Source organism: Mameliella sp. CS4 (assembly GCF_019392335.1).
Classification (GTDB): domain Bacteria; phylum Pseudomonadota; class Alphaproteobacteria; order Rhodobacterales; family Rhodobacteraceae; genus Antarctobacter.
Window position 1 is genome coordinate 534,239 of sequence record NZ_JAHXRQ010000001.1, and the last position, 22,075, is coordinate 556,313.

19 protein-coding genes are annotated in these 22,075 nt (G+C 63.4%); 9 read left to right on the plus strand and 10 right to left on the minus strand.

Annotation, left to right across the window (positions count from 1 at the left end; translation table 11 throughout):
- Positions 1-75 precede the first annotated feature (75 nt).
- Positions 76-1,716, plus strand: coding sequence for a calcium-binding protein (locus KZZ07_RS02495; protein WP_219512043.1), 1,641 nt, complete (start codon positions 76-78; stop codon positions 1,714-1,716).
- Here the strand turns inward: KZZ07_RS02495 and KZZ07_RS02500 are convergent.
- A complete protein-coding gene (locus KZZ07_RS02500) occupies positions 1,713-2,585 on the minus strand; it encodes a ribokinase (RefSeq protein WP_219512044.1) in 873 nt (290 codons plus the stop codon). The genes KZZ07_RS02495 and KZZ07_RS02500 overlap by 4 nt on opposite strands.
- 52 nt (positions 2,586-2,637) lie before the next feature.
- A complete protein-coding gene (locus KZZ07_RS02505) occupies positions 2,638-4,893 on the minus strand; it encodes an NADP-dependent malic enzyme (RefSeq protein ID WP_219512045.1) in 2,256 nt (751 codons plus the stop codon).
- A 137-nt stretch (positions 4,894-5,030) separates the two neighbouring features.
- Here KZZ07_RS02505 and mutS point away from each other — a divergent pair, with 137 nt between their 5' ends.
- On the plus strand, positions 5,031-7,646 hold the full coding sequence (gene mutS, locus KZZ07_RS02510; protein ID WP_219512256.1) for a DNA mismatch repair protein MutS: 2,616 nt from the start codon (positions 5,031-5,033) through the stop codon (positions 7,644-7,646).
- Positions 7,647-7,781: 135 nt separating this feature from the next.
- Here the strand turns inward: mutS and KZZ07_RS02515 are convergent, their stop codons facing one another.
- Both KZZ07_RS02515 and hrcA read right to left on the minus strand, forming a co-directional pair.
- Positions 7,782-8,342, minus strand: a complete 561-nt coding sequence (locus KZZ07_RS02515) for a nucleotide exchange factor GrpE (RefSeq protein ID WP_219512046.1) — start codon at positions 8,340-8,342, stop codon at positions 7,782-7,784.
- Positions 8,343-8,353: 11 nt separating this feature from the next.
- The gene (gene hrcA / locus KZZ07_RS02520) at positions 8,354-9,418 is read right to left on the minus strand and encodes a heat-inducible transcriptional repressor HrcA (RefSeq protein WP_219512047.1); all 1,065 of its coding nucleotides are present in this window, start codon (positions 9,416-9,418) and stop codon (positions 8,354-8,356) included.
- A 112-nt stretch (positions 9,419-9,530) separates the two neighbouring features.
- Here hrcA and rph point away from each other — a divergent pair, with 112 nt between their 5' ends.
- From rph to hemW, 3 genes are read left to right on the plus strand one after another with little or no spacing between them, the layout of a single operon-like run.
- Positions 9,531-10,244: a ribonuclease PH gene (rph, locus tag KZZ07_RS02525; protein WP_219512048.1), complete on the plus strand. Its 714-nt coding sequence runs from the start codon at positions 9,531-9,533 to the stop codon at positions 10,242-10,244.
- Positions 10,241-10,855: an RdgB/HAM1 family non-canonical purine NTP pyrophosphatase gene (gene rdgB, locus KZZ07_RS02530; protein WP_219512050.1), complete on the plus strand. Its 615-nt coding sequence runs from the start codon at positions 10,241-10,243 to the stop codon at positions 10,853-10,855. The genes rph and rdgB overlap by 4 nt, the downstream gene beginning before the upstream one ends.
- The gene (hemW, locus tag KZZ07_RS02535) at positions 10,815-12,011 is read left to right on the plus strand and encodes a radical SAM family heme chaperone HemW (protein ID WP_219512051.1); all 1,197 of its coding nucleotides are present in this window, start codon (positions 10,815-10,817) and stop codon (positions 12,009-12,011) included. The genes rdgB and hemW overlap by 41 nt, the downstream gene beginning before the upstream one ends.
- A gap of 3 nt (positions 12,012-12,014) precedes the next feature.
- On the opposite strand, the gene KZZ07_RS02540 is transcribed toward hemW, so the two are convergent.
- From KZZ07_RS02540 to rho, 6 genes are read right to left on the minus strand one after another with little or no spacing between them, the layout of a single operon-like run.
- Complete coding sequence (locus tag KZZ07_RS02540; RefSeq protein WP_219512052.1) at positions 12,015-12,929, minus strand: ParB/RepB/Spo0J family partition protein; 915 nt, start codon at positions 12,927-12,929, stop codon at positions 12,015-12,017.
- Between the two features lie 22 nt (positions 12,930-12,951).
- Entirely contained in the window at positions 12,952-13,761 is an 810-nt protein-coding gene (locus tag KZZ07_RS02545) for a ParA family protein (RefSeq protein WP_219512053.1), read from the minus strand.
- The gene (gene rsmG / locus KZZ07_RS02550) at positions 13,754-14,371 is read right to left on the minus strand and encodes a 16S rRNA (guanine(527)-N(7))-methyltransferase RsmG (protein WP_219512054.1); all 618 of its coding nucleotides are present in this window, start codon (positions 14,369-14,371) and stop codon (positions 13,754-13,756) included. Before rsmG ends, KZZ07_RS02545 begins: the two co-directional genes overlap by 8 nt.
- A complete protein-coding gene (mnmG, locus tag KZZ07_RS02555) occupies positions 14,368-16,245 on the minus strand; it encodes a tRNA uridine-5-carboxymethylaminomethyl(34) synthesis enzyme MnmG (RefSeq protein WP_219512055.1) in 1,878 nt (625 codons plus the stop codon). The genes rsmG and mnmG overlap by 4 nt, the downstream gene beginning before the upstream one ends.
- Positions 16,246-16,248: 3 nt before the next feature.
- Positions 16,249-17,526: a tRNA uridine-5-carboxymethylaminomethyl(34) synthesis GTPase MnmE gene (gene mnmE, locus KZZ07_RS02560; RefSeq protein WP_219512056.1), complete on the minus strand. Its 1,278-nt coding sequence runs from the start codon at positions 17,524-17,526 to the stop codon at positions 16,249-16,251.
- Positions 17,527-17,533: 7 nt separating this feature from the next.
- On the minus strand, positions 17,534-18,805 hold the full coding sequence (gene rho / locus KZZ07_RS02565; protein WP_219512057.1) for a transcription termination factor Rho: 1,272 nt from the start codon (positions 18,803-18,805) through the stop codon (positions 17,534-17,536).
- A 521-nt stretch (positions 18,806-19,326) separates the two neighbouring features.
- On the opposite strand from rho, the gene KZZ07_RS02570 reads away from it, so the two are divergent.
- Genes KZZ07_RS02570 through dnaQ form a run of 4 tightly spaced genes read left to right on the plus strand, consistent with a single transcriptional unit; the run spans position 19,327 to position 22,070 of the window.
- On the plus strand, positions 19,327-19,926 hold the full coding sequence (locus KZZ07_RS02570) for a Maf family protein (RefSeq protein ID WP_219512058.1): 600 nt from the start codon (positions 19,327-19,329) through the stop codon (positions 19,924-19,926).
- Positions 19,923-20,756 (plus strand): shikimate dehydrogenase, encoded by an 834-nt coding sequence (locus KZZ07_RS02575; protein ID WP_219512060.1) that lies wholly within the window; start codon positions 19,923-19,925, stop codon positions 20,754-20,756. Before KZZ07_RS02570 ends, KZZ07_RS02575 begins: the two co-directional genes overlap by 4 nt.
- Positions 20,753-21,346 carry a dephospho-CoA kinase gene (coaE, locus tag KZZ07_RS02580; RefSeq protein ID WP_219512061.1) on the plus strand — a complete coding sequence of 198 codons (594 nt, stop codon included), beginning with the start codon at positions 20,753-20,755 and terminating at the stop codon, positions 21,344-21,346. The genes KZZ07_RS02575 and coaE overlap by 4 nt, the downstream gene beginning before the upstream one ends.
- Positions 21,339-22,070, plus strand: coding sequence for a DNA polymerase III subunit epsilon (gene dnaQ / locus KZZ07_RS02585; protein ID WP_219512062.1), 732 nt, complete (start codon positions 21,339-21,341; stop codon positions 22,068-22,070). The genes coaE and dnaQ overlap by 8 nt, the downstream gene beginning before the upstream one ends.
- The last annotated feature ends 5 nt before the right edge of the window (positions 22,071-22,075 follow it).

The window sequence follows — 22,075 nt, forward strand, 5'->3', positions numbered from 1 at the left end:
TCGTTGAAGATTTCAGGTCATGCGCTAAACAGTTTGATTGTAGACACAAACATTGACCGGACAGGACAGGTTTTTATGGCCCAGATTTTCCAGAGCACCGATACCAGCGCGACCGTGACCGCCACCAATGGCGACACGCTGACCATTCTCGAAAACGTGCAGGTGACGCCCAGCGCAATCGCCGTGCAGATGGCCGACGGCCCGTCGATCCTGACGCGGCTGTTCAACAACGGCGACCTATTTGGGACGGTCGAGATCAACACCGCCTACGCGGAAATCGTCAACGACGGCACCATTCAGGCCGGCATCGGCAGCGCCTTTGTCCTCGATACACCGACGAACGAGCCCGGCGCGCGGCTGAACATCTACAACTATGGCAGCGTTATCGCCGCCGATGACGTGATAGATCCGTCCGGCGCGCAATCGACGGTCAGCCTCACGGTTGTGAACCACGGGGTGATGAGTGCGACGCGGATTGGCAGTTTGCTGCCCAGTGGCGGGGACCTGTCCAGCGCAGTCTTCGTGAACTATGGCAACATGCGCGGCGCCCTTCTGGACTTGTCCTCTGACTCCGGGGGCCGGCTCACGAACCTCGGCACCCTGGAGATCAGCCGTATCATCTTTTCCACCACCAGCAGCGCCTTCCTGCCCGGGATCTTTGTCAACCACGGTACGGTCACCGGCAGGAACGGCATGTCGACCCAGATCGAGTTCAGCAATGAAAACGATCGCATGATCAACACCGGGACGATCACCGGAGGCATCAGCCTTGGCGACGGGTTTGACACCTACGACGGCGCGGGGACCGGACAGGTCGTCAGTGGCAACGGGATCGGTCTTGTCAGCGGGGGTAACGGGAACGACACGCTCAAGGGCGGCGATTTTGCCGATGCCCTGTCCGGTGGAAATGACGATGACCTGTTGATCGGGCGTGGCGGCAATGACACGCTCAGCGCGGGATCGGGTGCCGATATCGCCTTTGGCGGCGATGGCGAGGACGACCTGCGCGGCCAGTGCGACAACGACACCCTCAACGGTAACGATGGCGACGACCTGATCACCGGGGATGAAGGAGCCGATGTTCTGGTCGGTCAGTCCGGCGGCGACAGCCTCTATGGTGGGATCGGCGACGACATCCTTGACGGGGGCAGTGGCGACGACGTGCTGGAGGGCGGGGATGACAATGACATCCTGCGCGGCCAAGCCGGCAATGACACCCTGCGCGGCCAGAATGGCAACGATCTGCTGAACGCCCGCGACGGTGCGGACGATTTGGACGGCGGGGACGGCAATGACACGCTGGACGGGGGATCGGGCAACGACGTGCTGGAAGGCGGTGCGGGCACCGATGTCCTGCGCGGCCGCGATGGCGAGGACGAGCTGGCGGGCGGGCTTGGCCTCGACTTTCTGACCGGGGGGCAGGACGCGGATGTCTTCCTGTTCCGGACCACGGCGCAAGCCGGGATCGGGGCCCAGCGCGATCAGATCCTGGATTTCGAACAGGGGATCGACATCATCAACGTGGTCTCGATGATCCCGGGTGTCTTTACCTTTGTCGGCACCGGGCCCTTTACCGGCGCCAACCAGATCCGCGTGATCGAGACGGCCACCGGATCAAGCATCGTGCAGTTCAACACCGATGCGGACCTTGCGGCAGAGGCCGAGGTCCGCGTGGCGGGTGTCACCGGTCTGACAGAGGATGACTTTGCGCTTTAACCGCCGAAATCCTGCACGTCGCGCAGGTCGGGGATCACGTCCGCCGTGCCTTCGCGCGTGACCATGATCGCCCCGGCGATCATCGCCTGCCCGATGGCCTGTTCCATCGGCAGGCCCCGGTCCAGTCCCGCCAGAACATAGCCGGTAAAGGTGTCCCCTGCCCCGGTTGTGTCCACCGGCGTCACCGGCACCGCCGGAAAGGCCCGTGTCTCTCCGGTGTCGGTGTTGTGCCAGCGCGCGCCGTCCCCGCCCAATGTCACGATGACGTCGCGCACTGGCAGCGCCTCGGGCGCCAGGCCTGTCGCCTCTTGCAACTGCCGCGCCTCGACCGCGTTCAGGAACAAAAGATCCAAAAGCGGCAGAACCGCCTGCACCGCCTTGGCGTCAAAGGGCGCGGCGGCATAGGCCACCCGCATCCCCTTGGCCGAGGCCAGTTCCGCCGCCTCGCGCTGGGCGTTTGTCTCATTCTGGGTAAGGAAGATGTCCGAGGCGCCTGCCCCGTCCAGCGCCTCGGCCAGATGATCGGTCGAAATCGCATGGTTGGCGCCGGGGTACAGGATGATCGTGTTCTCTCCGGCGTCGTCGACGGCGATCAGCGCGTTTCCCGTGCCTTCGGATACAGTCGATATATGCTGTGTATACACGCCGTATTCCATCAGGCGATCCACCGCCCAGGCGCCATCCGGCCCCACCGCGCCGATATGTACGCAGCGGGCCGCGGCACGGGCGGCGGCCACCGACATGTTGGCGCCTTTGCCGCCCAACCCCCGGGTAAAGGACCGCGCGGCCAGGGTTTCCCCCGGGGCGGGCAGATGCGGGACGTGATAGAACAGGTCCGCGTTGATCGAGCCGAGATTGAAGATCGTCATCAGGCACCTCCCATGCCGGTCTCAAGCCGGGCAACCGCCGCCCCTGCCCTCACTAGCTGATCTTGGCCGCGGCCAGGACCGCCATGTTCAGGATGTCATTCGCGGTCATCGAGGTCGAACAAATCTGGATCGACTTGTCGACCCCGGCCAGGATCGGGCCGATCACCGTGGCCCCCGCCATCTCCTGCATCAGCTTGACCGAGATCGAGGCCGAGTGCCGCGCCGGCACCACAAGGATGTTGGCCGGGCCGGTCAGGCGCTGGAACGGGTAATGCTCCTGCGCCTTGACGTTCAGCGCCACGTCCACGGTCATTTCGCCTTCGTATTCAAAACTGACCCCGCGCCGGTCCAGCACGCGCGGCGCCAGGTGCATCTTTTCCGCCCGTTCCGACACCGGGTAGCCGAAGGTCGAAAAGCTGACAAAGGCCACGCGCGGTTCCAGCCCCAGGTGCCGCGCCACGCCCGACGCGCGTTCGGCGATGGTGGCCAGGTCCTCCTCATCCGGCCATTCATGGACCAGCGTATCGGAAATCAGCACGATGCGGCCCTTGTGCAGCAGCGCCGTCACGCCAGCGGCCCCATGCGCCGCATCGGCGTCAAAGACGTGGTTAACCAACTGCATCACATGCGCCGATTTTCGCGTCGCCCCGGTGACCAGCCCGTCGCCGTGCCCATGCGCCAGCATCAGTGCCGCAAAGACATGCCTGTCGCGCGCCGCAAGCCGGTGGATGTCCTGCCGGTCCATACCCCGCCGCTGCAGACGCTCATACAGGAAATCCTTGTAGCCCTGCAGGTGCCGGGTGTTGGCGGCGTTCACCACCTCAAGCTCGCGCACCGCATCGTGCAGGCCCGCCTCTTCGAGTTTCTGTTTCACGTCCGCGTCGCGCCCGACAACCAGAGCCTTGCCCAGGCCCGACCGCTGGTACATGACCGCAGCGCGCAGCACGCGCGGGTCGTCACCCTCGGCAAAGATCATCCGCGCCTGCGCCGACCGCGCCCGCGCGTTGATCGACCGCAGGATCGAGGCGGTCGGATCCATGCGCGTCTGCAACATGTGCTCGTAGGCTTCCATGTCGACGATGGGCCGCCGCGCGGCGCCCGTGTCCATGCCAGCCCGCGCCACGGCGGGCGGAATCCGGTGGATCAGCCGCGGATCGAAAGGCGTGGGAATGATGTAGTCGCGGCCAAAGGTCAGCGTCTTGCCATAGGCCAGCGCCACCTCGTCGGGCACATCCTCGCGCGCCAGTTCCGCCAGCGCCTGCGCACAGGCGATCTTCATCTCGTCGTTGATGGCGCGGGCGTGGATGTCCAGCGCCCCGCGAAAGAGATAGGGAAAGCCCAGCACGTTGTTGACCTGGTTGGGATAGTCGCTGCGCCCGGTCGCGACGATGGCATCCACCCGCACCTCATGGGCGTCCTCGGGCGTGATTTCCGGGTCCGGGTTGGCCATCGCAAAAATCACCGGATTGTCCGCCATGCTGGCGACCATGTCCTGCGTGACAGCCCCCTTGGCCGACACGCCAAGGAAGACGTCCGCGCCTTTCATGGCATCCTCCAGCGAGCGCGCCTCGGTCACCACCGCATGGGCCGATTTCCACTGGTTCATGCCCTCGGTCCGGCCCTGGTAGATCACGCCCTTGGTGTCGCACATGATGCAGTTTTCATGCAGCGCCCCCATCGACTTGATCAGTTCCAGGCAGGCGATCCCCGCCGCCCCGGCACCGTTCAGGACGATCCGGCAATCCTCGATCTTTTTCCCCGAGAGATGCAGCGCGTTGATCAGACCGGCGGCGCAGATCACCGCCGTCCCGTGCTGGTCGTCGTGAAAGACGGGAATGTCCATCTCTTCCTTGAGCCGCTGCTCGATGATGAAACACTCCGGCGCCTTGATATCCTCAAGGTTGATGCCGCCGAAGGTCGGCCCCATCAGCCGCACCGCGCGGCAGAATTCGTCCGGGTCCTCGGTGTCCAGCTCGATGTCGATACTGTTCACATCGGCAAAGCGCTTGAACAGCACCGACTTGCCTTCCATCACCGGCTTGGACCCCAGCGCGCCAAGGTTACCAAGACCCAGAACCGCCGTCCCGTTCGAGATCACGGCCACGAGGTTGCCCTTGTTGGTATAGTCGTAGGCCAGTTCGGGGTTGGCGGCGATATCCTCGCAAGGCACCGCAACACCGGGCGAATAGGCCAGCGACAGGTCACGCTGCGTGGTCATCGGGACGGTGGCCTGCACCTCCCACTTGCCGGGTGTGGGTTCGAGGTGAAAGGCAAGAGCCTCTTCACGGGTGAATCTGGCTTTGGACATGTCCCCTCCATCCGGCAGAATTTGCGGTTTTCCCCGCTCTTTACCCGTCTTAATGTCACGCGAAATCGCCGGGGGGAAGCTACGTGAGCGCTAACAACGCGGGAAAGAGTACACCACGGGATACCGCCGTCACGCCGATGATGGCGCAGTACCTCGAGATCAAGGCAAACCACCCCGATGCGCTGCTGTTCTACCGCATGGGGGATTTCTACGAGCTGTTCTTCGACGACGCGGTGGCGGCCAGCGCAGCGCTGGACATCGCGCTGACGAAACGTGGCAAACACGCCGGCGACGACATCCCGATGTGCGGCGTGCCGGTGCATTCCGCCGAAAGCTATCTGCTGACCCTGATCCGCAAGGGATTCCGCGTCGCCGTGGGCGAACAGATGGAAACCCCGGAAGAGGCAAAGAAGCGCGGTTCCAAATCCGTCGTCAAGCGCGACGTGGTGCGGCTGGTCACGCCCGGCACGCTGATCGAGGAATCGCTTCTGGAGGCGCGGCGCCACAACTACCTCGCGGCGCTGGGCCATGTCCGCGGCGACTGGGCACTGGCCTGGGCGGATATCTCGACCGGTGCGTTTCACGTGATGCCACTGGGCCGCGCGCGGATCGGCGCGGAACTGGCGCGGCTGGCACCCTCGGAACTGCTGTGCTCCGACACGACGGGGGACACCCTGCACGAGGTGTTGGGCGATCTGGGGATCGACCCCACGGTGCTGGGCGCCGCCAGTTTCGAATCCGGCGCCGCCGAGGGGCGGCTCTGCAAGCTGTTCAAGGTGCAGACGCTGACCGGCTTCGGCGATTTCGACCGGGCCGAGCTGTCAGCGATGGGCGCGCTGGTCGACTACCTGGACATCACCCAGAAAGGCCGCCTGCCGCTGTTGCGACCGCCCCGGCAGGAACAGGTCAGCCGCATTCTGCAGATCGATGCCGCGACCCGGCGCAACCTGGAACTGACCGAAAGCCTGCAGGGCGGGCGCAAGGGTTCGCTCTTGTCGGTGATCGACATGACGGTGACCTCGGCCGGTGCACGCCTGTTGGAACGGCGGGTCGCCTCGCCCTCGCGAGACCTGGGCGTGATCCGCGAGCGGCTGGAGGCGGTGCGCTGGGGTGTCGAGGGACCGGTGGCCGACATGCTGCGCACGGCCTTGAAAGAGGTCCCGGACGTCGACCGCGCCCTGTCGCGGCTGGGGCTGGACCGGGGCGGGCCGCGAGATTTGGCAGCGGTGCGCACCGCGCTGGCCCAGGCCGGGCAGATTGCCGACCGGCTGTCAGGTGTCGAGCTGCCGGACCTGGTGGCCCGGTCCTGCGCCGCGCTGACCGGGCAAGAGCCGCTGCTGGACAGGCTGGACGAGGCGCTGGTGGCGGAACCGGGCCTGCGCGTCAGCGACGGCGGATTCGTTGCCCCGGGGTTCGACGCGCCATTGGACGAGGCCCGCACGCTGCGCGACGAGGGCAGGGGCGTCATCGCCCGGATGCAGGGGGAATATGCCCAGGAAACCAGTGTCACCTCGCTGAAGATCAAGCACAACAACGTGCTGGGCTATTTCATCGAGACGACGGCGGTGCACGCGGACAAGATGTTTGCGCTCTCCGAGCGGTTCATCCACCGCCAGACCACCGCAAACCAGGTGCGTTTCACCACAGTCGAACTGTCCGAACTCGAACGCCGCATCCTGAACGCTGGCAACGAGGCACTGGAGATCGAGCGCCGCATCTACGAGGAGTTGCGGGGCGAGATCATGGCACAGGCGCCGGCGCTGTCGGACCTGGCCCAGGGCCTGGCCGAGATCGACCTGTCTTTGGCCCTGGCGGAACTGGCACGACAACGGGACTGGTGCCTGCCCAAGGTCGACGAAAGCCGCGCCTTTGCGGTCAAGGCCGGGCGGCATCCTGTGGTCGAGGCCGCGCTGGCCGCGGCGGGCCAGCCTTTCATTGCCAATGACTGCAACCTGAGCGCAGAGGGGCAGGGGGCCGCCGTCACCCTGCTGACCGGGCCGAACATGGCCGGTAAATCGACCTACCTGCGACAGAACGCGCTGATCGCCCTCCTGGCGCAGATCGGCTCTTACGTCCCGGCGCAATCGGCGCATGTGGGCCTTGTCAGCCAGATCTTCAGCCGCGTCGGCGCCAGCGACGACCTGGCGCGCGGGCGATCGACCTTCATGGTGGAAATGGTCGAAACGGCCACGATCCTGAATCAGGCCGATGACTGCGCGCTGGTGATCCTCGATGAGATCGGCCGCGGCACCGCCACCTACGACGGCTTGTCGATCGCCTGGGCGACGCTGGAACACCTGCAGGCAGTCAACCGCGTCCGTGGCCTGTTTGCCACGCATTATCATGAACTTACCGCATTGGCGGGCAAGCTGGACGGGGTCCGGAACGCCACCGTGGCGGTCAAGGAATGGGACGGCGAGGTGATCTTCCTGCACGAGGTGCACGAGGGCGCCGCCGACCGGTCCTATGGCGTGCAGGTCGCCCAACTCGCCGGCTTGCCTGCCGCGGTCATCACCCGCGCCCGCGACGTTCTCGAAGCGCTGGAAAAGGGTGAACGAGATCGCGCCTCGCCCAAGGCGCTGATCGACGACCTGCCGCTGTTCTCGGCCGCCGCGCGGGCGCCGGAACCGCCGGTTTCACGGGAAACATCAAAGGTCGAGGAACAGTTGCGCGACATGCCGCTGGACGATATGAGCCCGCGCCAGGCGATGGATGCGCTCTACGAGCTCAAGGCGCTGCTGGGCAAGGATTGACACCTTTTCCGCGCGCCTTTCTTCTTTTCTCTAAAAATACCTCCGGGGGGTCTGGGGGGCTGGCCCCCCAGCACTCGCCACCGGCACCACGCGGTATCGGCGCGTAGGGCGGGGGTTACCCCGCCGCCCAACCGTTCAGGACGCGGGCATCGAGCTGACACCGACCTGCGCGGGGCGCAGCAGCCGGTCATACAGCATGAACCCTTCGGCAGAGACCTGGATGATCTCGCCCGCCTTGGTGCCCGGCACCGGAGCCTCGAACATGGCCTCGTGCTGTTGCGGGTCGAACCGCTCACCGACCTCGGGCGTGATCCGGGTGACACCGTGGCGCTCAAATACCTTGAGCAGCTCTTTCAGGGTCAGTTCCACGCCTTCGACAAGCGCGGTCGGGGCACCTTCGGATTCCTGCGCCGCGGTCAGCGCCCGGTTGAGGTTGTCATAGACCGGCAACAGGTCGCGCGCGATGCGGGTGCCGCCATAGGCCTGCGCCTCGCGACGGTCCTTGTCGGCGCGTTTGCGGGCGTTTTCCGCATCCGCCAGCGCCCGCATGAACCTGTCCTTGTAGTCGTCCCGCTCGGCGCGCAGCGCATCGATTTCCATCGCGATATCGTCGATCTCCTCGTTCAGATCGGCCTGCTCTTCTGCTTCGGCCGCGTCGATGTCATCGAGAAAATCGTCCTTTTTCGGGTCTGCCATGCTGTCCACCTCTAACTCCGGTCGGCGATCATCCGCCCGACCAGCTGCGCCGTGTAATCCACGATCGGAACGATCCGGCCATAGTTCAACCGGGTCGGGCCGATCACGCCCACCGCGCCAATGATCTTTCGGTCCGCGTTCATATATGGAGAGACCACCAGAGAGGAACCCGAAAGTGAGAAAAGTTTGTTCTCGGAGCCGATAAAAATGCGCACCCCTTCGCCTTCGTCGGTCAGTTCTAGGAACTCGGCGATGTCACGCTTGCGTTCAAGGTCATCAAACAGGCTGCGGATTCGGTCCAGTTCTTCCTGGGCGGAATCCTCTTCGAGCAGATTCGCCCGGCCGCGCACGATCAGGCGTTCGCTGCTGTCGCCGCTGCCGTCCCAGACCGCGATCCCTGCGTCGATCAGCGCGGCGGCCAGGCTGTCGATTTCCTGACGGCGCTTGGAAATCTCGGCCTGCATGGCCTTGCGCAGTTCCGTCAGGGTCCGTCCCTCGGCCAAGGCATTGGTGAAATTCGCCGCTTCGCGCATGGCGCTGGGGGTCAGGCCCGGCGGCGGGGTAAAGACCCGGTTTTCGACATGGCCATCGGCAAAGACGATCACCACAAGCGCGCGATCCTGCGCCAGGCTGACGAACTCGATATGTTTCAGCGGCGCCTCGTGTTTCGGGGTCAGCACCAGCGAGGCCCCGTGCGTCACCCCCGACAGGGCAGAGCCGACCGCATCCAGAAGCCCCGAGACATCGCCCGCGTTCCGGCCCAGCGTCGCGTCCAGTTTCTCGCGGTCCTGATCGTCCAGATCGCGCACCTCCAGCAAACCGTCGACGAACATCCGCAGCCCCTGTTGCGTGGGGATGCGCCCGGCCGAGACATGCGGGCTGTCCAACAGGCCGAGAAATTCGAGATCCTGCATCACGTTGCGGATCGTCGCCGCCGAGACCTTTTCCGACAGGCTACGGGTCAGCGTGCGCGAGCCGACCGGTTCGCCGCTTGCCAGATATCCTTCGACCACCCGCCGAAACACCTCGCGCGAGCGATCGTTCATCTGTGACAGGAGTTCGCGTGCCTCATTCATCTTCTTGCCCTCTGCGGCGCCATTAAAGAGCCTCTGGCCGGAACGTCAATCGGGGTTGCATCCGTGGGCTACCGCTGTCTATCCCCTGCATGACCAGCAGGAAGGGAAGACAATGCGACCGTCGGGACGAGATTTAAGCGAAATGCGCGCCGTTTCAATCGAAACGGGTGTGACCAAACATGCCGAAGGCTCTTGCCTGATCCGCATGGGAGACACCCATGTGCTGTGCACCGCCTCGCTCGAAGAGCGGGTGCCGCCCTTTATCAAGGGCTCCGGCCAGGGCTGGGTGACAGCGGAATACGGGATGCTGCCGCGATCGACCTCGTCGCGCATGCGGCGCGAGGCGCAGGCCGGCAAGCAGGGGGGCCGCACGGTGGAAATCCAGCGACTCATCGGGCGCGCGCTGCGCGCGGGTGTGGACCGCAACGCGCTGGGCGAACGCCAGATCACCGTGGACTGCGATGTGATCCAGGCAGACGGCGGCACGCGCTGCGCCTCGATCACCGGCGGCTGGGTGGCGCTGCGTCTGGCCGTCAACAAGCTGATGAAGGCCGGGGACGTGATCACCGATCCGCTGATTTCCGAAGTGGCCGCAGTGAGTTGCGGGATCTACGCCGGGCAGCCGGTGCTGGATCTGGATTACCCCGAGGACAGCGAGGCCGGCACTGACGGGAACTTTATCCTGCGCGGCGACGGACGGCTGATCGAGGTGCAGATGAGCGCCGAGGGGTCGACCTTTTCGCGCGACGAAATGGGCCGCCTGATGGATCTGGCGGAAAAAGGCGTCTCGGACCTGGTCGCGGCACAGCGGACCGCCGTGGCATGACCCGACGGTTCGAAGGTGACAAACTGCTGGTGGCGACGCACAACCAGGGCAAGCTGGACGAGATCGCGCATTTGCTGGAACCCTATGGCGTGACCTGCGTGGGCGCCGCCGAGATGGGCTTGCCAGAGCCGGACGAGACCGGGACAACCTTTGTCGAGAACGCCCGGATCAAGGCGCACGCGGCTGCCAAGGCCACCGGACTGCCCGCGCTGGCGGACGATTCCGGCATCGAAATCGACGCGCTGGACAAGGCGCCGGGTGTCTACACGGCGGATTGGGCGGAAACCCCGCATGGGCGCGATTTCATCATGGCAATGGGAAAATCCCATGACCGGCTGGTGGAAACCGGCATCCCGGAACCCTGGACCGCGCGGTTCTGCTGCACGCTGGTCCTGGCCTGGCCGGATGGCCAGGACATGGTCTTTCCCGGTGTGATGGAGGGCAGCCTGGTCTGGCCGATGCGTGGCTCACAGGGGCATGGCTACGATCCGATCTTTCAGCCGCAGGGATACGACGTGACCTTTGGCGAAATGGACCGCTGGGAGAAGAACAAGATTTCTCACCGGGCGGATGCCTTCCGGAAATTCGTGGCGGGATGCTTTGACGCATAATCCCCCGGAAAACTGGCAGATCGGCGGGTTCGGGCTGTATGTCCACTGGCCGTTCTGCGAGGCGAAATGCCCGTATTGCGACTTTAACAGCCATGTCGTGAAGGGCATCGACCAGACCCGTTGGGCCAGGGCCTTGGCAGAGGAGATCCGCCGCGCCGGGGCGCAGACGCCCGACAGGGTGCTGAGTTCGGTCTTTTTCGGGGGTGGCACACCCTCGCTGATGGCGCCGGAGACCGTTGCCACGGTGATCGAAGCCGCGCGCGATTGCTGGACCTTTGCCAATGACATCGAGATCACGTTGGAAGCCAATCCACGCTCTGTCGAGGCGGGTCGTTTCGAAGGCTATGCGCGGGCGGGCGTCAACCGGGTGTCCTTGGGCGTGCAATCCCTGCGGGCAGACGATCTGCGGCGGCTGGGACGCCTGCATGACGTTGAGGAAGCGCGGGCCGCCTTCAACATCGCCCGCTCGGTCTTTGACCGGGTCAGTTTCGACCTGATCTATGCCCGGCAGAGCCAGACGCTGGACGATTGGCGCGCGGAACTGTCCGAGGCGCTGGACATGGCCGTGGATCACCTGTCGCTCTACCAGTTGACGCTGGAAGAGGGGACCGCCTTCTGGGACCGTGCGCGGGCTGGAGGGCTGCGCGGCCTGCCGGGAGAGGACCTGGCCGCTGACATGTTCGAGCTGACGCAGGAGCTGTGCCAGGCCGCCGGATTCGAGGCCTATGAAGTGTCGAACCATGCGAGACCCGGGGCACAATCGCGGCACAACCTGGTGTATTGGCATTACGGCGATTGGATTGGTGTCGGGCCCGGCGCGCACGGACGGATCGGCTGTGGTGCCGCGCGGCACGCCACTGTGGCCTGGACTGCGCCGGGCAAATGGCTGGAGCGGGCCGAGGCGGGCACCGGGTTGGAAAGCCAGGAACTTCTGTCCTTGGAGGATCAGGCCGGTGAATACCTCATGATGGGGTTGCGCCTGACTGAAGGACTAGATGTTGAGAGATTGCGAGCGTTGGACAAAGGGATAGCCCCCGTTTCCGCTATCCGCGATCTGCAGGAGCTGGGCCTTGTCGAGCAAAACGGGCCAATGTTGCGCGCGACGGGGCAGGGGCGGCTGGTGCTCAACTCGGTGATTGCCGCCCTCTTGCCCTAGAACCTAGTGCGAGGTGCTGAGCAACCCGCAAAGCGCGTCTAGCTGTTCCAGCGTATCGTAGGAAATCGTCAGACGTCCCGCATCATCGCCGGGCTTGTGGTCGATCCGAACCTTCATGCCAAGCGCGGCGCTGAGATCCCCCTCGAGGGCGCGCGTGTCGGCATCCTTGTCCATCTGGAATCCGCCCTCGGGCGCCTTCTTGCGTGGCTTGCCCTCTGGGTTCATCTGCTTGGCCAGTTTTTCGGTTTCCCGCACCGACAGACCCTTGGCCAGCACCGTCTTGGCCAGACCATCCGGATCGGTTGCGGTGATCAGCGCGCGGGCATGTCCGGCGCTGAGTTGGCCCTCGGAAACCATGTCCTGCACACCTTCCGGCAAGTTCAGAAGTCGCATCAGGTTGGCGATATGGCTGCGGCTCTTGCCCAGGGCTTCGGCCAGCTTTTCCTGCGTATGCCCGAACTTGAACATCAATTGGCGATAGCCGGCCGCCTCTTCGATGGCATTCAGGTCTGCCCGCTGGATGTTCTCGATAATGGCAACTTCGAGCACCTCGGTATCGTCGAAATCCCGCACCAGGACCGGGATTTCATGGCGCTGTGCCATTTGCGATGCACGCCAGCGGCGTTCACCGGCGACGATCTCATATTTGCCCTCTTCGTGCGGAGAGGGGCGCACGATCAGGGGCTGCAACACGCCCTTGGTGCGAATCGAGGCGGCAAGCTCGTCCAGTTGAGCCTGGGTAAAGCTGCGCCGGGGCTGATCCGGATTGGGGATCAGCGATTCGATCGGCACCATGCGGTCTGCACGTCGGGAATTTTCGACCTCGGTCGTTTCCTGCGCCGGACCCACGTCCGCCATGAGCGCCGAAAGGCCGCGGCCCAGACCGCGGCGGGTGTCTTTCTTGGGTTTCTCTGCCATGCCCGTCCTCTGTTGCCGCGGTTCAGGCGGCGCGTTTGTCGTTTTTCTTCAGCAGTTCCTCGGCCAGGGCGCGATAGGCCTGCGCGCCTTTCGAGGACGTGTCATAAGCCAGCACAGGCAGCGCGTAGGAGGGGGCCTCGGATACGCGTACGTTGCGGGGAATAACCGTTGAGAACACGAGATCGCCAAGGTTAGCCCGGGCGTCCGCCTCGACGTGCTGAGAGAGGTTGTTGCGTGCGTCGTACATCGTCAGGACAATGCCTTCGATGCGCAGCGAAGGGTTGGCACTTTGCCGGACTTCGCGGATCGTCAGCATGAGCTGCGACAGACCTTCAAGGGCGAAGAATTCGCTTTGCAGGGGCACGAGAACCGAATGCGCGGCGACCATCGCGTTGACGGTCAGCAGGTTCAGCGAGGGTGGGCAGTCCACCAGGATCACGTCGAACCCGTAGTCGTCCAGCGCGGGCTGGCGCAGGGCGTCGTGCAACAGAAAGCTGCGTTTCTCGTTGGAATACAACTCGATATCGGCTGAGCTGAGGTCCACCGTGGCCGGAATCAGCGAAAGATTCTCGGTCGAGGTTTTCAGGATCACGTCGCCCGGGGGCACATCCCCCAGAAGCAGATCGTAGGTCGTCAACTCGCGATCTTCGGGTTCGATGCCCAGGCCGGTCGAGGCGTTTCCCTGCGGATCGAGATCCACAACCAGGACCTTGTGCCCTTGCTCACATAGCGCGGCCCCGAGGTTGATCGTCGTCGTGGTCTTGCCCACGCCGCCTTTCTGGTTGGCGATGGCGATGATTCTCGGACCCGGGGGGCGAGTCGGATCAGACATGGACGAGGTCTCCGATTTCCAGGACAACTGCGTTTGGGTTGGTTCTACTTGTATGCGGAGTGCAGGAGAATTGCCATTGGCTGCGAGCGTCTTCGAGCTCTTTTCCCCAGCTTTCGCCCTTCATGAACAACGCCGTGCCCCCCGGGGCCAGATGGCGTGCCGCAAATTCCATCAGTTTGGGCAAGGGGGCAAGGGCGCGGGCGGAGAGGACAGTGGCCTCTTGCGGAGTGCAGGCCTCAATCCTATCTGCGTGAACCCTCGCTGTCAGGCCGGTCTCACGGATGACACTGCGCAGGAAGGTGGCCTTGCGCGTATCCGATTCGATCAGGCTGACAGGAACATCCGGCGCAGATTCCGCCAGAAGGATTGCGATGACGAGGCCAGGAAACCCACCGCCGCTGCCAATGTCGACCCAATGTCCAGAAGGGTGGGGGACAACGGATACCAGCTGGGCGGAATCCGCGAAATGCCTGTCCGCAGCCTCGGCCAGTGTCGCCCGCGCAACCAGATTGATGCGCGGATTCCACTTGGTCAGCATTGCGAGGTAGTGATTCAGGCGCTCCAGTGTTTCACGTGAAACATCGAGACCCAGCGTTTCCGACGTGATCATACCGCATCTTTACGAAAATGCTGCCGCAGTTTGGCAAGAATCAAGGTCAATGCCGCGGGAGTCATCCCGTCGATCCGTCCCGCCTGAGCAATCGTTTCCGGACGCGTTCGCGACAGCTTTGCCTTCAATTCATTAGACAGACCCTGCAAGGCGGAAAAATCGAAATCCGCCGGAATCTCAACAGCTTCATCCTTCTTGAGGATCTCCACGTCTCGCGCCTGCCGGTCCAGGTAATTCGCGTAAAGCGCTTCCCGCTCCAACTGGGCGCCGGTCTCCACGTCGAGGTTTCCCAAGTCCTCATCCAGTTGAGCCAGCGTTTCCAGCCCAAAATCCTTGAACGACAGCATCTGGAATCCGCTTCTGCGTGCCCCGTCCTGGTTGACGTTGATGCCGATGGACCGCAACTGGTTGGGGCTGAAAGAGACGGAATCCAGCTTTTCCCGCCCCGCCACCAAACGCGCCATCTTGTCGTCATAGGTACAGCGACGACCGTCGGACACCGTGCCAAGCTCGATGGCCTTGGGCGTCAGACGCTGATCCGCATTGTCTGCCCGCAAGGACAGACGGAATTCCGCGCGGCTGGTAAACATTCGATAAGGCTCGCTGACCCCCCGCGTCGTCAGGTCATCCAGCATCACGCCAATATAGCTTTCCGTTCGCGAGAACTTGATTGGGTCTCGATCCTGTGCCTGGGCCGCTGCGTTCAGACCAGCCACAAGCCCCTGGGCAGCGGCTTCTTCATATCCCGTTGTCCCGTTGATCTGTCCGGCAAGGTACAGGCCCTCGACATCGCGCAGGCGCAATGTCCCGGCCAAGGCGCGCGGATCAACATAATCATACTCGATGGCATACCCGGGCTGCATGATCTCGACTTTTTCGAGACCGGGAATGCTCCGCACGTATTCCTCCTGAATCTCCTGGGGCAGGGAGGTCGAAATTCCGTTTGGATAGATCGTCGGAACATCCAGACCCTCGGGCTCAAGGAAAACCTGGTGCGAGGTCTTGTCCGCGAACCGCACCACCTTGTCCTCGATCGAGGGGCAATATCGTGGCCCAACACCTTCGATATGTCCGCCATACATCGCCGAGCGAGACAGGTTGTCCCGGATGATGTCATGGGTGCGCTCGGTGGTATGGGTGATCCCGCAGGAAATCTGTCGCGCTTGCGGGGCAGGGGAGAGGAAAGAAAACATCACCGGATCTTCGTCACCCGGCTGCATGTCCAATCCGCTCCAATCGATGGTGCGCCCGTCCAGGCGCGGCGGTGTCCCCGTCTTCAACCGGCCAATCGGCAGGTCCATATCCTTGATCCGATCCGCAAGCCGGACAGAAGGGCGATCGCCCATCCGCCCCCCGGGTTTCTGGACATCGCCGATATGAATGACCCCACGCAGGAAGGTTCCGCTGGTCAGCACCGTTGAATTCGCTCGGATCTCAGAGCCGTCACCCAGCACAACGCCGTCGACCCGCTCCCCGGACATCAGGAAATCGACGACTTCACCCTCGATAACCTGCAGGTTTTCTGTCCCCGCAATCTCCGCCTGCATCGCCTCGGCGTATAACCGGCGGTCGGCCTGGGCACGGGGGCCTTGCACAGCCGGGCCCTTGCGGCGGTTCAACAGCCGAAACTGAATCCCGGCCGCATCGGCGATACGCCCCATGACCCCGTCCATCGCGTCGATTTCACGGACAAGATGCCCTTTACCCAAGCCACCAATTGCCGGGTTGCAGGACATGACCCCAAGATCCTGCAAGCGCAAGGTGACAAGGGCCGTGCGCGCACCCATCCGGGCCGAAGCCGTGGCGGCTTCGGTTCCTGCATGGCCGCCACCTACGACGACGACATCAAAGGTCTCATGTTTCACGTGAAACACTCCTCACTTGCCAATGCAGAAGCTGGAAAAGATATGGTCCAGGACCTGTTCGACATCAACGTGACCCACCAGCTGCTCCAAAGCCCGCAATGCGATACGGACTTCCTCGCTCGTCACATCGTACACGTCGAGGCCATCTTCCAAAAGCACCTGCGCCTGTTCCAGATGGGCCAGACCCTCGGCCAGTGCAACCCTGTGCCGTTCGCGCGAGGCCAACCCTGCCCCCTGCACCTCTTCGACCAGGCGCGCTTCGATCCCTGACAAAAGCTCGGGAACGCCAAGCCCGGTCAGACCAGACACCCCCTCACCAGCCCTGTCACCCTTGGCCGTGACAACAATGTCTCCCTCGGAGACCTCCAGCATGGGGGCGTCACCCTCAGGCACAAGATGCACCCGCAGATCCGCCGCACTTGCCCGTTCCCGCGCCCGCGCCACACCGATTTGCTCGACACTGTCGTCCGACTCGCGCAGGCCTGCCGTATCCAGAAGGGTCACGGCCAGGCCGCCAATGTCCATACGCACTTCGATCACGTCCCGAGTGGTGCCTGCAACATCAGACGTGATCGCCGCATCGCGGCCGGCAAGGTAATTCAACAGTGTCGACTTGCCCGCATTCGGCGGCCCGACAATCGCAACCTCGAACCCCAGCCGAACACGCTCTGCCGATTCCAATCCGTGCAGCTCGCGCCGGATATCTTCACAGACAGACCGCAAGAGATCTCGAACCTCGTCCGAGACATCGACCGGCACCTCTTCATCGACAAAGTCGATTGTGACTTCCAGCAAGGACACAGCCCGCAGGATCTTCTCGCGCCAGTCCCCCACCCGGGTTCCCAGCGCCCCGGTCAGCATCCGCAAGGCCTGCCGCCGCTGCTGCTCGGTCTCCGAATCGATCAGATCCGCCAGCGCCTCGACCTGACTCAGGTCCAGACGTTCGTTTTCCAGGGCACGCCGGGTGAATTCCCCTGGTTCGGCGCCACGCAGACCGGGCATCTCACCCAGTTCGCGCAACAGCGCCTGCACCACGGCCACACTCCCATGCACCTGGAACTCGGCCACGCACTCCCCGGTAAAGCTCGCCCCTTCTTCAAAGATCAGGACCAGTGCCTCATCCAGGAAGTCGCCGTTGCCAGAGACCAACCGTCGCACAGAGGCCATGCGCGGATGGGGCAGGGGGCCACCCAGCCGTTCCACCGCATCCCAGGCAAGGGGCCCGGACACGCGCACAACCGAAACGCCCGCTTTCCCGACCGCACTCGCCAGGGCAAAGATCGTGTCCATAATTGGATCAGCTGTTCATCGAATCGAAGAACTCGGTGTTGGTCTTGGTCTGTTTCAGCTTGGAAATCAGGAACTCGACGGCATCGGTCGTGCCCATCGGGTTCAGGATGCGACGCAGGACAAAGGTCTTCTGCAGGTCGACCTTGTCCACCAACAATTCCTCTTTCCGCGTCCCGGACTTGAGGATGTCCAGCGCCGGGAAGACCCGCTTGTCCGCCACCTTGCGGTCCAGCACGATCTCGCTGTTGCCGGTGCCTTTGAATTCTTCAAAGATCACCTCGTCCATACGAGAGCCGGTGTCGATCAGCGCTGTGGCGATGATCGTCAGCGATCCGCCTTCCTCGATGTTCCGCGCCGCACCAAAGAACCGTTTGGGCCGCTGCAGGGCGTTGGCGTCCACACCACCGGTCAGGACTTTGCCCGAAGACGGCACCACGGTGTTGAAAGCTCTACCAAGTCTTGTGATCGAGTCCAGAAGGATCACAACATCTCGCTTGTGCTCCACCAATCTCTTGGCCTTTTCAATGACCATTTCCGAAACCGCAACGTGCCGCGTCGCCGGTTCGTCAAAGGTGGAGGAAATGACCTCGCCTTTCACCGAACGCTGCATGTCGGTCACTTCTTCCGGGCGTTCGTCGATCAGGAGAACGATCAGATAGCATTCCGGGTGATTGGTTTCGATCGAATGCGCGATGTTCTGCAAGAGCACGGTCTTGCCCGTGCGCGGCGGCGCGACGATCAGCGCACGCTGCCCCTTGCCGATCGGCGAGACCAGATCGATGATCCGGGCCGAGCGATCCTTGATCGTCGGATCCTCGATTTCCATCTTCAGGCGCTCGTCCGGATAGAGCGGCGTCAGGTTGTCAAAGGCGATCTTGTGCCGCGCTCTCTCGGGATCCTGAAAGTTGATCTCCGACACGGCGATAAGCGCAAAGTACCGCTCTTCCCCGTCCGGTGCCTTCATTTCACCCTGGATCGAATCCCCGGTCCGGAGAGAGTATTTTCGGATCATGTCCGGCGAGACATAGATGTCGTCAGGACCGGGCAGATAGTTCGCCTCCGGCGAGCGCAGAAAGCCGAACCCGTCCTGCAGAACCTCCAGAACCCCGTCACCATAGATGATCCATCCCTCATCCGCGCGCTCGCGCAGGATCTGGAACATCATCTCGCCCTTCCGCATGGTCGAGGCGTTTTCGATTTCCAGTTCCTCTGCCATCGACAGAAGATCCTTGGGGCTCTTCGCCTTCAGGTCGGAGAGGTTAAGCTTTTCTTCGCTCATGGCACATAACGTGGTGCCCGGAGGCCCACACATCCTTTGTCTAACGGGAAAGTTCGCCTTCGGACGAAGGCTGACGGTGCGTATCGCATTGCCGGGGTTCCCGTCAATGAAGATCGCGGAACACCCTTCTCTTAATAACTAGATAAAAGAAAAGGTTGATGAAGTGTTAGGGGCGCCAGGATCTGTGGATTATCCGATTGTCCCCAGTTTTCCGAACAGGGAAGAGGTTTGGGAAAACTCGCGGGATAGTCCTGTGGCGGTTTCGAACATCTCTCGAAAATCGGCTGTTTTTCAATCCCTTATAGACGATACACCGGCAGACCCGCGAATTGGATAACTCTCCTGACAACCGGGTCTCAGCCCGTCTTCGCACCGGGTCGATCTTGTTCTTTCACACAGCCTGATGAGTGCTGCGGTGCCGGGGAGGACGCTCGGTTTCCTCCCCAGTCTTGCATGTGCCGCGCTTTTTCCTCAGAAACATCGACAAGCCTGCGCACCGTATTTTCCCCGGTTTCATCCCCATGCCTGTCGACCTTCTTCTCGCCTCCAGCTCCGCGATCCGGGCCGACATGCTCCGCGCCGCGGGACTCGTGATCGAAACCGAATCGCCGCGCGTGGATGAGGACAGCCTCAAGGCGGCGCTCACCCTCGAAGAGGCCAGCCCGCGCGACATCGCCGACACGCTGGCAGAGGCCAAGGCCCGCAAGCTGGGGCAACGTTACCCGGAGAAACTGGTGCTGGGCTGCGACCAGGTGCTCGATTTCAAGGGCGCGGTCCTGTCCAAGCCGCAAAGCCGCGATGAGGCGCGCGATCAGCTCTGCCGGCTGCGCGGCGAAACCCACCGTCTGCTCTCGGCCGCTGTTCTTTATCATGAGGCTCAGCCGGTCTGGCGCCACGTCGGCACCGCCCGGTTGACGATGCGCCCTTTCTCGGACAGCTACCTTGACGACTACCTCGACCGGAACTGGCCGGATGTGGGGACCTCTGTCGGCGGATACAAGCTCGAGTCCGAAGGAGTCCGACTCTTTGCCCGGGTCGAGGGCAATCATTTCACCATCCTGGGCCTGCCGCTGCTCGAGCTGCTGGCCTACCTGACGAACAGAGGAACCATCGCCGCATGAGCCTCGCACGCATCCCGCTTGCCGCCGTCATCGGGTCCCCGGTGGCCCATTCCCGGTCTCCGCGTCTGTTCACGCACTGGCTGCAGACGCATGGTCTGCCCGGTCATTACGTGCCCATCGACGTGCCAGAGGACAAGCTGGCCGAAACACTGCACCTTCTGCCACAGCTCGGCTTTGTCGGCCTCAATGTCACCGTGCCCTACAAGGAAAAGGTGATGCAGATCGCCGACAGCGTGTCCGACCGCGCGCGGCTGATCGGCGCGGCAAACACGCTGATCTTCCGCGAGGACGGTCGCATCCATGCCGACAATACCGATGGCTACGGCTTTATGCAGAACCTGCAGCAGAATGCACCGGACTGGGATCCTGCCTCGGGTCCGGCCACGGTCTTCGGGGCAGGGGGCGCGGCCCGGGCCGTGATCGCCTCTTTGCTGGACGTCGGCGTGCCGGAAATCCGCCTGACCAATCGCACGCGTCCCCGGGCCGAAACCCTGCGCGCGGATTTCGGGGACAGGGTGCAGGTCTTCGACTGGGTGCAGGCGGGCAATATCGTCGAGGGCTGCGCCACAGTGGTCAACACCACCTCGCTGGGGATGAGCGGCAAACCCCGGTTCCGCGTACCGCTGGACGCGCTGACGCGCGACATGCTGGTGACGGACCTTGTCTATTCGCCGCTGGAAACCCGCCTGCTGGCCGAGGCCCGCGCGCAGGGATGTACCGTCGTCGATGGTTTGGGGATGCTCCTGCACCAGGCAGTGCCCGGCTTCGAACGCTGGTTCGGCGCCCGCCCCGAGGTCGATGAGGTCACGCGGCAGATCGTTCTGGCATGAGGTTCAAGCTTGGCCTGACAGGCTCCATCGGTATGGGAAAATCGACCACGGCGCAGATGTTCGCCGAGGCAGGGTGCGCCGTCTGGGATGCGGATGCCGCCGTGCACCGGCTTTACGGTCCGGGCGGCGCCGCGGTTGCGGCCATCGGCCAGGATTTTCCCCAAGCTATTGAAAATGATCAGGTTTCTCGCGATGCCTTGCGCGTGATCATCGCCAATGATGCCACTGCGCTGAAACGGATCGAAGAGATCGTGCATCCGCTGGTCCAGGAGGACCGGGAGGGTTTCATCGCCGCACACCCGCAGGCCATCGGCGTGTTCGACATCCCGCTCTTGTTCGAAACCGGGGGCGATGCGCAGATGGACGCGACCGCCTGCGTGAATGTTTCCCGTGAAACGCAAGAGGCCCGCGTGCTGGCCCGGGGCACCATGACCGGCGATGACCTTGCCCGCATCCTTGCCCGCCAGATGCCCAACGCGGAAAAATGCGCCCGCGCCACCTATGTCATCGAAACCGACACGCTTGAGCATGCCCGTGCGCAGGTGCAGGATGTGCTGAAGGACATCGAACAAAGGTTGCAACATGCGTGAGATTGTTCTCGATACGGAAACCACCGGGTTCGAGCCGGAACAGGGCGACCGCATCGTCGAGATCGGGGCGCTGGAGCTCTATAACCACGTTCCCACCGGCCGCACCTATCACCAGTATATCAACCCCGAACGCGGTATGCCGGACGAGGCCTTTGGCGTGCATGGCATCGGCCCGGACCTGCTGCAGCCTCCGCGCCCGGCCAATCCGGGGGAAATCACGCTGCGGGACAAGCCGGTCTTCGCAAAGATCGTGGACGAGTTCCGTGCCTTCATCGGTGAGGATGCCAAGCTGGTCATTCACAACGCCAGCTTCGACGTGAAATTCCTCAATGCCGAATTGCGCTGGGCCAACCGCCCGCCCCTGGCCAAGGATTGTGCCATAGACACGCTGGACATGGCGCGGCGGCGCTTTCCCGGCTCGCCCGCCTCGCTGGATGCGCTCTGCCGCCGGTTCAGCATCGACAACTCTTCGCGGACGCTGCACGGCGCGCTGCTCGACTCCGAGATCCTGGCCGAGGTCTATCTTGAGCTGATCGGGGGAAAGCAGCCGGATTTCGGCCTGTCCTCGCACGGCTCGGGCGGGGGCAGTACGGGCACCGAACCGCTCTGGCGTCCGCGCCCGCGCAGCACGCCCTTGCCCAGCCGGCTGTCGGAAAAGGAAAAGGCGGCTCACGCCGCCTTTGTCGAAACTCTCGGGGACGAGGCGCTCTGGCTCAAGACCTGAGCGCC

Bases quoted from the DNA above. Each gene is read 5' to 3' on its own strand.
- KZZ07_RS02495 (WP_219512043.1), top strand. From the start codon at position 76: ATGGCCCAGATTTTCCAGAGCACCGATACCAGCGCGACCGTGACCGCC.
- KZZ07_RS02500 (WP_219512044.1), bottom strand. From the start codon at position 2,585: ATGACGATCTTCAATCTCGGCTCGATCAACGCGGACCTGTTCTATCAC.
- KZZ07_RS02505 (WP_219512045.1), bottom strand. From the start codon at position 4,893: ATGTCCAAAGCCAGATTCACCCGTGAAGAGGCTCTTGCCTTTCACCTC.
- mutS (WP_219512256.1), top strand. From the start codon at position 5,031: ATGATGGCGCAGTACCTCGAGATCAAGGCAAACCACCCCGATGCGCTG.
- KZZ07_RS02515 (WP_219512046.1), bottom strand. From the start codon at position 8,342: ATGGCAGACCCGAAAAAGGACGATTTTCTCGATGACATCGACGCGGCC.
- hrcA (WP_219512047.1), bottom strand. From the start codon at position 9,418: ATGAATGAGGCACGCGAACTCCTGTCACAGATGAACGATCGCTCGCGC.
- rph (WP_219512048.1), top strand. From the start codon at position 9,531: ATGCGACCGTCGGGACGAGATTTAAGCGAAATGCGCGCCGTTTCAATC.
- rdgB (WP_219512050.1), top strand. From the start codon at position 10,241: ATGACCCGACGGTTCGAAGGTGACAAACTGCTGGTGGCGACGCACAAC.
- hemW (WP_219512051.1), top strand. From the start codon at position 10,815: ATGCCTTCCGGAAATTCGTGGCGGGATGCTTTGACGCATAATCCCCCG.
- KZZ07_RS02540 (WP_219512052.1), bottom strand. From the start codon at position 12,929: ATGGCAGAGAAACCCAAGAAAGACACCCGCCGCGGTCTGGGCCGCGGC.
- KZZ07_RS02545 (WP_219512053.1), bottom strand. From the start codon at position 13,761: ATGTCTGATCCGACTCGCCCCCCGGGTCCGAGAATCATCGCCATCGCC.
- rsmG (WP_219512054.1), bottom strand. From the start codon at position 14,371: ATGATCACGTCGGAAACGCTGGGTCTCGATGTTTCACGTGAAACACTG.
- mnmE (WP_219512056.1), bottom strand. From the start codon at position 17,526: ATGGACACGATCTTTGCCCTGGCGAGTGCGGTCGGGAAAGCGGGCGTT.
- rho (WP_219512057.1), bottom strand. From the start codon at position 18,805: ATGAGCGAAGAAAAGCTTAACCTCTCCGACCTGAAGGCGAAGAGCCCC.
- KZZ07_RS02570 (WP_219512058.1), top strand. From the start codon at position 19,327: ATGCCTGTCGACCTTCTTCTCGCCTCCAGCTCCGCGATCCGGGCCGAC.
- KZZ07_RS02575 (WP_219512060.1), top strand. From the start codon at position 19,923: ATGAGCCTCGCACGCATCCCGCTTGCCGCCGTCATCGGGTCCCCGGTG.
- coaE (WP_219512061.1), top strand. From the start codon at position 20,753: ATGAGGTTCAAGCTTGGCCTGACAGGCTCCATCGGTATGGGAAAATCG.
- dnaQ (WP_219512062.1), top strand. From the start codon at position 21,339: ATGCGTGAGATTGTTCTCGATACGGAAACCACCGGGTTCGAGCCGGAA.